Origin of the sequence: methane-oxidizing endosymbiont of Gigantopelta aegis (assembly GCF_016097405.1) — a bacterium.
Taxonomy (GTDB): Bacteria; Pseudomonadota; Gammaproteobacteria; order Methylococcales; family Methylomonadaceae; genus Methylomarinum.
Window position 1 is genome coordinate 868,881 of sequence record NZ_JAEHGD010000001.1, and the last position, 12,804, is coordinate 881,684.

Sequence of the window (12,804 nt, forward strand, 5' to 3'; positions counted from 1 at the left end):
ATAATCTTATCTTTTTAACAGCTCGTCATGAAAAAATTTTGTCCCACAGTGCGGCAACCTGTGTCGCTTGTTCACCGAAACGCGCCGCAGGAACGATCGGTTTCTGACCTTGCAAGACCAAGCGATGTCCCTCATCCCGAAAACGGCAATACGCTGTTTTCAGCATTTGTGCTTCCTTAGCGCTCAAAAAACCCTGTTCAGCTAAGGCTTCGAGTAGGCGGATGTTATCAGTCCATTCCAATAATGCAGGATTTTCTGCCGCAAATGCCAAGACAGCAAATTGTACTATAAACTCAATATCGGCAATACCGCCTTTGCTATGTTTTAAATGAAAAACATCTGTTTCCTTAGGCGCAAGATTGGCGCGCATTTTTTCTCGCATTTCTCGCACATCGGTTTTAAGTCGCTCTATGTCCCGCGGTTGCGACAAAATATCCGCCCGAATACGCTCAAACTGCTGCTGCAAAACGGCATCACCACAGATAAAACGTCCCCGCACCAAGGCCTGGTGCTCCCAAGTCCAGGCATCATTTTCAAGGTAGTGCCGATAACTCTCAATTTTAGTGACTAATAACCCCGAGTCGCCACTCGGCCGCAAGCGCAAATCGGTTTCATACAAGACACCCGACAACATGCGTGTATCAAAAATATGGCGAACTTTTTGCCCTAGCCGCATATAAAACTGAGTGGCTGTTACCGATTTCTTACCACAGGTCAGTGCCATGCCATCACTACAGTCGTAAACAAACACCAAATCCAAATCTGAAGCATAGCCTAATTCAAACCCACCCAACTTCCCCATACCGATCACAGCAAAACCATCACCTGTTTTTGCCCCTACCGGTAATCCGTGCTTTTGTTGCAATATTTGCCACGCCTTGTCAACGACTGCCTCTAAAACAACCTCGGCAATCCAGGTTAAATAATCACTAACCACCATCAAAGGAATCACGCCACTGATATCCGCCGCCGCTACTCGCAGACTATTTTGATGTTTAAAATGGCGTAAGCAGGTCATAAACTGCTCTTCATCATCGGTCGCTATGTGTTGCAATTGTAGCGCTAGCATTTTTCGCAACGCGGGTTTATTCAAAGGCTCGTACAAGGCCCGCGGATCAAGTAGCTCATCTAATAATGCAGGGTATTGAGCTAAAAACTCAGTAATCCAGCTACTCGCCGCAACCAGTTTAATTAACTGCCGCAAAGCCTCCGGATTTTCCTGCAAAAGGGCAAAATAGACACTACGCCCGGCAATCTGTTCGAATAAATGCAGCACACGTTGCAAAGTGATTGAATTATTCTCCACCTTCGCCGCCAACTCAATCACCCCTGGCATCAACTTATCCAGCACTGCTTTGGCTTTAGCCGATAGCCGGTTGATAGCCACACTGCGCCTAAAATCCTGTATTTTTTTCAGTACGCCTACAGCATCCGAAAAACCTATCTGAGCCAGTTTCTCAATGGCCCGTTCATCCCCATCAGGCAACGACCAAACGGTGTCAGCGTCTTCGGCCGCTTCGTTATTTTGTGTAAAGGAAAAGACCTGATCAAAAATCGCCTGTACATCGTTACGCACCACATCTAACTGCTGCTTAAAGTCTTCCCAATCCTCAAAACCCAATGAGAAGGCTAAAATGGTTTGTTGTTCAGCCCTTTTTGGCAAATCATGTGTTTGCCTATCTTGATATTCCTGAATATGATTTTCCACCCGACGCAAGAATCTGTAAGCAGACAGCAGCGTGTCTGTTTCAGATGTCGCCATCATATCCAGCTCGGACAATAGCGGCAAAATTTTTTGAATTTCGCGCTGCTGTAACTTCGGCTCTTGCCCTCCCCGAATCAACTGAAATGCCTGACCGATAAACTCGATTTCACGAATTCCACCTGGGCCCAGTTTGACATTATCCATCCGATCTTTGCGACGCAATTCCCGGTTGATTTGTGTCTTCAATGCACGCAGCTCTTCAAACGCGCCATAGTCCAGATAGCACCGGTACACAAACGGCCGAATCATTTCAAACAACTTCTCGCCGCTGACCGCATCACCCGCAACCTGCCGGGCTTTGATCATGGCATAGCGTTCCCATTCGCGCGCCTGCGTCACATAGTAGTTTTCCATGCCCGCAAAACTCATCACCAAAGGCCCGCTGTCACCAAATGGCCTGAGCCGGGTATCGGTTCTAAAGACAAAACCATCCGCCGTCACTTCATCCAACATTTTGACCAAAGACCGTGCCAACCGAGTAAAAAATTCGCCATACGTGGTTTCTTTGCGGTCATTCAGTACCCCTTCTTCCTCGAAGGCGAAGATAAGATCAATATCCGATGAATAATTGAGTTCCCAAGCGCCAAGTTTCCCCATACCCAATACCACCAGGTTAATCGCGCGACCATCATCTAGTGTCGGCGTCCCTCGTTTAGCACAAGCTTGTCGATACAGCACATCCAGCGTTTTCTGAATACAGGTTTCGGCCAATGCGGTTAAATCTTTCAGCGTTTCATCCAAATCCGACCAACCGGCCAGATCACGCCAGGCGATGCGAATCATTTCACGATTACGAAACGCCCGCAGTCGTCTCATTAAATCGTTTTCGTCAATCTCAGCATCGATCGCCAAGGCCGAAAAATACTGGCTCCGTCGATCATCTGAAAACAAATCGCCGCTTTCGACCAGATCGACTAACACCAGCGGCTTTTTCAAACTATACAGGCGAATAAACTCACTGCTATAAAAAACTCGGGCAGCTGAATCCCAAAATTGGGGTCGTTGCGGTAAAAGCAGATTCTGTTGCTGTAAGGACACCTGCCACTCGACAAATGCCTCGGATATTTTTTCACGCCCGAGCGGCGGTAATTGCTCAATTCTGAGTTTATCCAGCACCATGCCCACCCTGTTATTGATATAACTGTCCGTTAAATTTCAACCATCCATCGACATGCCGACCGGCCGGATCATCATGCGTCCAGTGAATCACGCCCCCGCGCGGGTTCCATTCGTATTCCCCAAAAAACTCAACCGTATCGCCTGTTTTCAAACCTTCCAGTTTTGGTGCCAGATCAATATTATGCGCCACCAGAACAGTGATGCCGAAAGGAAGTTGCAGAATAAAGCGTTGATGCCGGGAGCCATTTAAATCATCAGCCAAAACCTTGATCACCCGCCCCGACCCTGTAACCTGAACATCGCTTTGTTGCCGTTGAAAAAGCGTTTGAATAGAATTGGTGGTTGTAGAAGAACTTACGCCAAGCGGCTCCTGATCGACGCTGCTTGCTTGAAGGAGCTGACTGACAGAAGCACTACCTGTCGTTTGACCGGTACTGAAATAATCCGCGCCATAGACAATGGCCAATGCCATCAACAACAAAGTTATTTTATTCATAATCGAAGCTCCAGCCTGCCGTGTTGTTGCCTATATTTCCCCGTCCTCCAGGAAATAAGCTGTGGTTAAACTCAGACCTTCTAAGATATGAGTGTATTCACTTAACAATGAGACGTTACAATTTTTTTAACCGGCCCAAATGATTTTCGATGCAATGCGGTAACACCATTTTGTTGCAGGCATTGTAAATGCAAGCGGGTTGGATAGCCTTTATGCTGAGCGAAGCCATAGTCCGGATACAGTTGCTCAAGTATCAACATTTCGTCATCGCGGCTGACTTTCGCCAATATTGATGCCGCTGAAATTTCGGCAACCGAACTATCACCCTGGATAATGGTTTCACCGGGGCAAGGTAAGTCAGGATAAAAGCGCCCATCAACACGGGCAAAATCTGGCACACAGCCTAGACCTGAAAAAGCCCGTTTCATGGCCAACAAAGAGGCTTGATGAATATTGATACGATCTATTTCGCTGGCTTCACAGCGGCCGATGGCCCAAAACCGGGCTTTTGCCCGAATTACCTGCGCCAATTGACGGCGTTTTTTATCACTGAGTTTTTTGGAGTCGGTCAGACCTGTAATCGGCTGGTCGCTATCTAGCACCACGGCCGCCGCAACCACAGGCCCGACGATACAACCTCGGCCTACCTCATCCAGCCCTACCACACACAGTTTATTTATCGCAGAATCCCTCGCGTTACATTACGCAAAAAGCTGACCATACGGGATAATTGATCACTATCACCGGCCAATTCTTCGATTTCTTCAATCGCATCTTCAATTTTAAGATTGTTTTTATACAAAATCTTGTAAGCTTTGCGAATCAAACGAATATCTTTAGCCGAAATGCCATTGCGCTCCATCCCTACCGAATTGATACCATGCGGGCGCGTTGGACGGCCTCCGACCATCACATAAGGCGGAATATCTTGCGTAATCGCACTGCCCATAGCGGAGAAACTGTATTCGCCAATCTGGGTGAATTGATGTACTAGAGTAAAGCCGCCGAGAATAGCATGATCGCCCAACCGAACATGGCCGGCTATGGATGCCCCATTGGCCATAATGACATGATCGCCAACCACACAATCATGTGCGACATGGGCATAGGCCATAAACAGGTTATCACTGCCAATCAGAGTCAACCCACGATCTTGAACGGTGCCACGATGGATAGTAACAAACTCTCGAATGACATTACGATCACCAATTTCCAGTCGGGTGACTTCATTGGCATATTTTTTATCTTGTGGATCTTCACCAATAGACGAAAATTGATAAATATGATTATCTCGCCCTATCGCGGTCGGGCCCTTGATTACGACATGCGGCTCGATCACCGTTCCCGCATCAATCTGAACACCCGGCCCAATAATGCTGAACGGGCCGATTTCCACGTCATCTTCAATATCGGCCTCGGGCGATACAACCGCACGCGGATCAATCATTGCGGCACCGAGGCGGCACACATAATCTGTGCGCGCGCGGCTAACTGTTCATCGACACGGGCTTGGCAATCAAACGTCCAAATATGGCGCTTACGATTGATTAATACCGCTTCTAATTCAAGCCGGTCCCCCGGAACCACCTGTTTTTTAAAACGCGCTTTATCGATACCTGCCAGAAAATAAACGGTTCCCGACACACAGCTTTCATCGCTCTGAGACGTCAACAATGCTGTGGTTTGCGCTAAGGCTTCCATGATCAAAACGCCGGGCATGACTGGCAATCCAGGAAAATGTCCCTGAAAGAAGGGTTCGTTGATGCTGACATTTTTTATCGCCAGCATGCGCTCACCCGGCTCACACTGCAACACCTTGTCGACCAGTAAAAATGGATAACGATGTGGCAGTAATTCGGTGATTTTTGTAATATCTAAATAGACTGTCATCGGTCAGGTCACACTCAGTCCGACAATTGTTTCAGTTTGTTCTGAACCTGCGCTGTTACATCGACTTTGTCGCTGGCGTAAATAACACCATCGGTCAACAACAAATCAAAACTTTGTTCTTTAGCCAAGGCTCTGATCGCTTCGACAATACGGCGCTGCAATTTACCTAACTCTTCATTTCGGCGCATGTTAAAGTCTTCCTGGAACTCCTGCTGAGAACGCTTCGCTTCACGCTTTTTGGCAATGATATCGCGTTCCAACTTGCGACGCTCAGACTCACTCATCACCGAGGCGTCACGCGCCAGCTTTTCTTCCAGCGTCTGAATTTCTTTTTGCTGTGCCACCAGGTGTTTATCGCGTGGTTTAAATTCCTGTTCCAGCCGTTTTTTGGCTTTTGCGGCTTGCGGCGCTGTTTCCAGCACTTTCGCCACATTCACAAAGCCAACTTTCAATTCTGCATAGCTGATATTCGTTACCAAGACTAACGCCAGGAAAAAAGCGCTTTTTGTTTTCATCATTAACCATCCTCAGGTTTATGTCATAAAGTTTTCAATTATAGGGTAAAAGTAATTCATACTCTACACACATAAGCGTTAATCCCCTCAACAAGCCATTTTTCACCTTGCTCTCGACAAAAAACAAACCATCGGTAGCCGAGCTCCTATGCGAAAAGTATCTAAAATATAAACTAAAATCCTGAACCGAATGAGAATTGAAACGACTGGGTCTGATCATTCGCGCTCGAATTCATCGGCACCGCAATACTCACCGCCAATGCACCGAATGGCGACAACCATTCGCCCGAAATACCAACAGAATAACGCATATTTTTGAGTGTAAATGATCTGTTAATCGCACCGGCATCGACAAAAGCCCCCATTCGTACCGACTTGCTATCCTGCATAAATGGTACCGGAAACAACAATTCTGCCTTACCTACAATTTTACTGGCTCCACCGAAAGCACGGTTGTTGGAATCTCGAGGACCTAAGGTATTATCTCTAAATCCGCGTATCGAGCGCACGCCGCCGGCGAAATAATGTTCGAAAAATGGTAAAGCCTTGGTATCGCCATAGCCATCGCCATACGCAGCCTCACCTAGCAAACGAAAGGTAAAATCTTTACTGATAGGAAAATACTGTTGCTGTTTGTATGAGACTTTATAGTAGGTTAAATCACTGCCGGGAACCGTAGCCAGCGCAGAAAAGCGCTGCTGCCCACCGGAAGTCGGAAACAAAGCTCGGTTCAAAGTATCATGGGTCCAACCGACAGCTGCCGAAAACGTAAGGAACGATTCACCTTGCTGCAAAACAAAATCATTGATTTCGGTGGATGTAAATGAGCCTGTTTTCAGTTTTGTGTATTTGGCATCAAAATTAAAGCGTAAACGATCAAACTCATTCAAAGGTATCCCAAAATTGAAACCGGTATTGATGACATCAGTAGTATAGTTTGAAATATTGGCATTATTCGCATTACGCGACACATAACCTAAATCATATCCCATGCTGACGCCATCAAGCGTATAGTAAGGATTAAAATAGCCAAATCGATACTGTGTGGTGACATCACTGTTATTAAATGCCAGATTCACCCGCTTACCGGTGCCAAACACATTATCTTGCGAAATATTGGCATTAAAAATGAGTCCTTGTACTTGCGAAAAACCGACCCCGGCCGACAGATTCCCGGATGAACGTTCGGTGACGGAATAATTGACATCCACTTGATCTGAAGTCCCCACGACAGGCGGTGTTTCCACATTGACCTGCTCAAAATAGCCTAAGCGTTCCAACCGTGTTTTAGAACGTTCAATCTTGCGAGTCGCAGCCCAGGCCGCTTCCATTTGGCGCATTTCCCGCCGCAACACTTCATCCCGGGTTTTTGTATTGCCTTTCATATTGATACGACGAACATAGACCCGTTTTCCAGGGTCGACAAAAAATGTCATGACAACCGTTTTCTTTTTTTCATCAATTTCCGGCACCATATTAACGTTGGCAAACAGATAGCCCTCATCACCGAGACGATCAGAAATCGCCTTTGACGTTAAAGTGGCATTTTTACGCGAAAAGATTTCCCCAGGACCGACTTGCACCCGGTCAATCAACTCTTGCGGCGGCACGACAAGATTACCCGTCAGACGTACCTTTTCCAAGGTATATAAATCACCTTCCTTGATATTGATGGTGATATAAATCTCTTTTTTATCGGGTGTCAAGGTAACTTGTGTAGAATCGATGCTGAATTTGATATAGCCCCGATCCAAATAATATGACCGTAATCTTTCCAAATCCGCCGACAGTTTTTGTTTGGCGTATTGATCGTCTTTGGTGTAGAACGACAGCCAGTTTGTCGGCCTTAATTCAAATAAATCCAGCAACGTATCACTATCGAATGTTTTATTGCCAACCAGATTGATTTGCTTTATTTTCGCGACCCGGCCTTCTGAAATTTTAATCAGTATAGCCACCCTGTTACGGGTTAACTGCGTCACTTCGGTTTTTATTTTGACGCCGTATTTACCATGACTGAAATATTGTCGCGTCAATTCCTGTTCGACTTTTTCCAGTAATTGCCGATTAAACACCTTGCCTTCCGACAGCCCGATCACATTCAAGGCTTTTTCTAAGTCTTCCTTCTTGATGTCTTTATTGCCTTCAAAAATAATTTTGGCGACTGAGGGGCGTTCCTGCACGTGCACAATCAATACATCGCCGGAGCGCTCTAAGGCCACATCTTTGAAAAAACCGGTTTTAAACAACGCCCGAATCGCAGCGGCAGCTTTTTGTGGGGTAAAGTCCTCGCCAACACTGACGGGCAAATAGTTAAATACGGTGCCGGCAGAAATGCGTTGCAGACCAAAAACCTGGATATCTTTAACCACAAAGGCATGAGCGCCTCTGGCAACACATAGCATCAGGAAAAGGATTAAGACCTGAAAAAGTCGCGCTGTTTTCAAAAGATTAGTCCGGTTAAAATAAAAATGCTTTGGATTATATCACGCTCTTGCGACTGGGAAGATCAAGACCTCATCAATTGATGTTTTATTCAGTAAAATCATCAATAAGCGGTCCAAGCCTATCGCAATACCACTGCACTCGGGCAAACCTGTTTGTAACGCCGCCAGAAAGCGTCTGTCTTTTTCAACCTCAGGCAATCTGTGCTGGCGACGCCAGGCTACCTCCCGCTCAAAACGCTGTTCCTGCTCATCGGCATTCGTCAACTCCCGAAAGCCATTCCCCAGCTCAATGCCATCAATGAATACCTCAAAGCGTTCGGCAAGCTGGGGGTTTTCAGGGTGAATTCGGGCCAATGCGGATTGAATGGCCGGATAATGATACACCCGATATAAACAGCCTGCTTTCATTTGCGGCTGTACCACATGGGAAAATATAAAATCCAGCCATAAGGCATGATCTTGCTCACATATCTCAATGGCTTCGTGCAAATTCTCACGCCGCGCAAAAGCCTGCCACCTTGGCAAATCGAAATTTAACGGATCAAGCCCTGTCGCCTGCTGAAAAATATCCTGATAACTTATCGGCGGCAAAATCTGCAATGGGCGCTGGGGCAAAACCAATTGTTCAAACAATTCTGCCACTTCCTGCATCAAATCCTGCAATGTAAAGCCAAGCCGATACCATTCCAGAATGGTGAATTCCGGGTTGTGAAAACGCCCCGATTCACTATTGCGAAATGCCTTACAGATTTGATATATACAGCCACTGCCGGCGGCTAACAAACGTTTCATGGCAAATTCCGGCGATGTCTGCAAAAACAATCTGGGGTTATCCGGCGGATAATTAAACTGTGTGCTAAAAAAATCCAACTGCGGATCGGTTCCCGTTGCATGACATAGCAACGGTGTTTCCACTTCCAGCACTGCCCGCTGCTGAAAAAACTGACGAATAACCATCAGCATTTCAGCACGTTTATGCATCACATCAGGCGCACAGCGTGGCCGCCAATCCATTTGTTTCAATTATTCTTTAACGCGGGATACATACTCGCCACTCCGCGTATCTACCTTAATGACTTCACCAATTTGAACAAACAACGGCACCCGAACGACAGCCCCCGTTTCCAATGTTGCCGGTTTGCCACCACCACCCGAAGTATCGCCTTTCAAGCCCGGGTCGGTTTCAGTAATCGCCAATTCGACAAAATTGGGCGGCGAAACGCTCAAGGGCGCATCATTCCATAGCGTCACAACACACATATCCTGTTCTTTCAGCCATTGCTTGGCATCGGCAACTGCACTGGCATCAGCCTGATATTGCTCAAAGGTATCCGGCACCATAAAATGCCAGAATTCGCCATCGTTATAGAGATACTGCATATCGATTTCAACGACATCAGCCCCTTCTACCGTTTCACCCGACTTAAATGTCCGCTCGATCACCCGGCCATTTTTTAAATTCCGAACCTTGACCCGATTAAATGCCTGACCTTTACCCGGTTTGACAAACTCATTTTCAATGATGGAATACGGGTCTGAATCCAGCATAATTTTCAGACCGGCCTTGAACTCATTGGTGCTATATGTCGCCATTTTTCCTCACGTGAACAAACCATAAAGTTAAAGCATTATAATAGATAGAATTCGCTATTCAACTGCTTTGATCAGAAACAAACCCTTGAAAACCATCGACACGCTTAACCAAACTACTCCAGAATCTTGGCAACAACAACTCAGCCACGCTTTCAGCCGGGTTGATACACTCTGCCATTATTTGAATATTGATATAGCCAGTTTACCTGAACTACAAGCTAATGCCTCATTTCCTGTCAAGGTGCCGCGCTGCTTTGCTGATTGCATGGAGCCTGGCAACCCTAATGACCCACTGCTGAAACAAGTTCTTCCCTTGCAGCAAGAAAATATGGCTGTGGCTGGTTTTGTTATCGACCCGGTCGGTGACTTGGCCGCCATGGCTGAAGCCGGCCTCATTCATAAATACCAGGGCCGCGCCCTGCTGATAACAACCGCTGCCTGTGCTATACACTGCCGCTATTGTTTCCGGCGCAATTTTCCCTATGGCAATAATCAAATCACGCCACAAAAACTGCAACGTGCACTGGACTATATCGCTCATCATACCGAAATTGAGGAAATCATCCTCAGCGGCGGCGACCCTTTACTGCTTAGTGACAACAAGCTAGAGCAGCTGCTCGCAAACTTGAAACAAATCCCTCACATCAAACGCATTCGTCTACACAGCCGCTTACCCGTCGTTCTTCCCGCCCGTATCACGCCGCAATTAATTCAGCTGCTCGCCGCCGGCCCACAAAAAACCATTCTGGTCTTGCACGCCAACCACGCCAACGAACTCAGCACACAAGTTGCTACAGCCTGCCAACAGCTTAAATCCCATAACATTACCTTGCTCAACCAAAGTGTCCTGTTAAAAGCCATCAATGATTGCGCAGATACATTATCCGCATTAAGTGAAAAACTGTTTGAATGCGATATTCTTCCCTATTATCTGCATCAACTCGACCCTGCCCATGGCACCGCCCACTTCGCCATCAGCGACTCGAAAGCATTATCACTATACCATCAAATACAATCCCGATTACCCGGCTATCTGGTACCTAAACTGGTTCGCGAAATTGCAGGCGCCGCTTATAAAACACCTTTGATACGTTAACCCGGCTTTGTTGTTAATAACTGATGTTACGCGGTGGCTCTTTAATTTCATTTCCATAATTCTCCGTTCGCCATTACCGAGAAAAAAAGCCATCTCTGGCCTCTATTTCTTATCGACACCTCAGACCACTGAGAACACAGAGAATGAAATCGTGCAGCAAGGATAAACAACAGATATTTCAACAGAGTCGTTGATAACATCATAAATCCAGACCCCTACAAGGGCATTAAACGATACAAACGATAACTCTGTGATCTCTTTTATCGTTCCCTTGCTACCTGCGTGGGCACAACACATAGCAGTCAGTACCGAGGTGCAATTGTGATTCCCTCATTCCCACGCAAGAGCGGGAGCCAGAGGATAACTCTGTGTGCTCAGTGGTCTCTGTGTCTATATGGGTTCTTATGCAGGAGTGTGGGAATGAGGGAAGAGTTACTGCGTAACATCAGTTAATAACGTATCGCTGTATAGCACGACAAGGCTGGGTTAATACGCCATTCCATTTGTAATTACTTGCTTACCCCCCCCATACCTTATATTATTGACCCGTTACTATCTCCAAAAACGAACGATATCCTTTCACGGTTATCGATTTCTAAAAAAAAGTAACACACCAAAAGGAAACTGCTATGTCAAAAATCTTAAACGAAGTCCTGCTTGCCAACCGCGAATATGCCAATACCTTTGACAAGGCTGATTTGCCGATGCCTCCAGGCCGACATTTCGCCATCCTGACCTGCATGGACGCCCGACTCGACCCAGCTAAATATGCAGGTTTATCTGAAGGCGATGCGCACGTCATCCGCAATGCCGGCGGCCGTGCCAGTGATGATGCCATCCGCTCACTTGTCATTTCATACAAACTACTCGGCACCCGCGAATGGTTCGTTATTCACCATACCGACTGCGGCATGGAAACATTTACCGACGACATTATGGAAGATCTATTAAGCAAAAGCTTGAAAACAGCCAGCGTTGATGCTAATGGCTGGCATGATTGCTGCGAGGGACCGGGTTCTGCAGAAGGCAAATACATCAAGTGGCTGACCATTAAAGACCAAGAGATAAGCGTTACCGAGGACGTCATTCGAATCAAATCACATCCTCTCGTGCCAGCAGATATTCCTGTTTATGGCTATATCTATGATGTAAAATCAGGTAGTCTAATAGAAGTCCCCAGCGCAACAGAAGCCGGCAAAGTTCAGTAACTATCGACCAATAACCACCGACTTCATTCATGCTTGAGTCGGTGGTTTTCATATTTCACACAGACAATAAAAAAGCCGCTAAGCTTTAACTTAACGGCCTTTTACTTTCATTGTTGGTGCCGATGGCCGGACTTGAACCGGCACGACCGAAGTCACCACCCCCTCAAGATGGCGTGTCTACCAATTTCACCACATCGGCTTGTGATTATTCTTTTGCGGTGCCAGCTGGGTTTGCAACGGTATCCACCGCTTTCTGGGCAGCGCTACCAGCGTCTTTGACAACCGGTGTTACTTCAGCATTTGCTTTTTCAACGGCGTCTGTTACAGCAGGCAGTTCTTCTATTGCTGCTGCGTCGGTTGATCCAAGACTTACAGAAACATCATCGCTAGACAAAGGCACATCAGAAATTTCAGGCGCTTCCATAATATCGGTTGTTTGACCGGTATTACCCGCTATAAAAGCTAACCCCAAACTCGTCATAAAAAACAATGCTGCAAGAATAGCTGTTGTTCTAGATAAAAAAGATGCTGCACCTTGCGCACCAAAAACAGAACCTGACGACCCACTACCAAAAGCCGCGCCGGCATCCGCTCCTTTTCCATGTTGCATTAAAACCAGTCCGATAACGCTCAAGCCCAGTAACACATGGACAACGATGATAACCTGATACATAT

At 46.6% G+C, this 12,804-nt stretch carries 12 protein-coding genes and 1 tRNA gene; 2 read left to right on the forward strand and 11 right to left on the reverse strand.

Features of this window, described 5'->3' with window-relative positions:
* Nucleotides 1–25: 25 nt before the first annotated feature.
* From glnE to efp, 9 genes are all read right to left on the reverse strand, one after another.
* A complete protein-coding gene (gene glnE / locus JEU20_RS04340; protein ID WP_198243813.1) occupies nt 26–2,884 on the reverse strand; it encodes a bifunctional [glutamate--ammonia ligase]-adenylyl-L-tyrosine phosphorylase/[glutamate--ammonia-ligase] adenylyltransferase in 2,859 nt (952 codons plus the stop codon).
* Between the two features lie 10 nt (nt 2,885–2,894).
* Nucleotides 2,895–3,380, reverse strand: coding sequence for a DUF3465 domain-containing protein (locus JEU20_RS04345; protein WP_198243814.1), 486 nt, complete (start codon nt 3,378–3,380; stop codon nt 2,895–2,897).
* A gap of 101 nt (nt 3,381–3,481) precedes the next feature.
* A complete protein-coding gene (rnhB, locus tag JEU20_RS04350; protein WP_198245866.1) occupies nt 3,482–4,060 on the reverse strand; it encodes a ribonuclease HII in 579 nt (192 codons plus the stop codon).
* Entirely contained in the window at nt 4,057–4,827 is a 771-nt protein-coding gene (gene lpxA, locus JEU20_RS04355; RefSeq protein WP_198243815.1) for an acyl-ACP--UDP-N-acetylglucosamine O-acyltransferase, read from the reverse strand. Before lpxA ends, rnhB begins: the two co-directional genes overlap by 4 nt.
* On the reverse strand, nt 4,824–5,270 hold the full coding sequence (fabZ, locus tag JEU20_RS04360) for a 3-hydroxyacyl-ACP dehydratase FabZ (RefSeq protein WP_198243816.1): 447 nt from the start codon (nt 5,268–5,270) through the stop codon (nt 4,824–4,826). The genes lpxA and fabZ overlap by 4 nt, the downstream gene beginning before the upstream one ends.
* 14 nt (nt 5,271–5,284) lie before the next feature.
* On the reverse strand, nt 5,285–5,785 hold the full coding sequence (locus JEU20_RS04365) for an OmpH/Skp family outer membrane protein (RefSeq protein ID WP_198243817.1): 501 nt from the start codon (nt 5,783–5,785) through the stop codon (nt 5,285–5,287).
* A 173-nt stretch (nt 5,786–5,958) separates the two neighbouring features.
* Nucleotides 5,959–8,190, reverse strand: a complete 2,232-nt coding sequence (gene bamA, locus JEU20_RS04370) for an outer membrane protein assembly factor BamA (RefSeq protein WP_198245868.1) — start codon at nt 8,188–8,190, stop codon at nt 5,959–5,961.
* 81 nt (nt 8,191–8,271) lie between these two features.
* Nucleotides 8,272–9,246 carry an EF-P lysine aminoacylase EpmA gene (gene epmA / locus JEU20_RS04375; RefSeq protein WP_198245870.1) on the reverse strand — a complete coding sequence of 325 codons (975 nt, stop codon included), beginning with the start codon at nt 9,244–9,246 and terminating at the stop codon, nt 8,272–8,274.
* Nucleotides 9,247–9,255: 9 nt separating this feature from the next.
* On the reverse strand, nt 9,256–9,825 hold the full coding sequence (gene efp / locus JEU20_RS04380) for an elongation factor P (RefSeq protein WP_198243818.1): 570 nt from the start codon (nt 9,823–9,825) through the stop codon (nt 9,256–9,258).
* Between the two features lie 67 nt (nt 9,826–9,892).
* Here efp and epmB point away from each other — a divergent pair, with 67 nt between their 5' ends.
* Together epmB and JEU20_RS04390 are read left to right on the forward strand one after the other, a co-directional pair.
* Complete coding sequence (epmB, locus tag JEU20_RS04385; protein ID WP_245395105.1) at nt 9,893–10,921, forward strand: EF-P beta-lysylation protein EpmB; 1,029 nt, start codon at nt 9,893–9,895, stop codon at nt 10,919–10,921.
* Nucleotides 10,922–11,550: 629 nt separating this feature from the next.
* Nucleotides 11,551–12,129: a beta-class carbonic anhydrase gene (locus JEU20_RS04390; RefSeq protein WP_198243819.1), complete on the forward strand. Its 579-nt coding sequence runs from the start codon at nt 11,551–11,553 to the stop codon at nt 12,127–12,129.
* 114 nt (nt 12,130–12,243) lie between these two features.
* Here the strand turns inward: JEU20_RS04390 and JEU20_RS04395 are convergent.
* Both JEU20_RS04395 and secG read right to left on the reverse strand, forming a co-directional pair.
* Nucleotides 12,244–12,328 (reverse strand) — tRNA-Leu (locus JEU20_RS04395).
* A gap of 6 nt (nt 12,329–12,334) precedes the next feature.
* Nucleotides 12,335–12,802, reverse strand: a complete 468-nt coding sequence (secG, locus tag JEU20_RS04400; RefSeq protein ID WP_198243820.1) for a preprotein translocase subunit SecG — start codon at nt 12,800–12,802, stop codon at nt 12,335–12,337.
* Between the last annotated feature and the right edge of the window lie 2 nt (nt 12,803–12,804).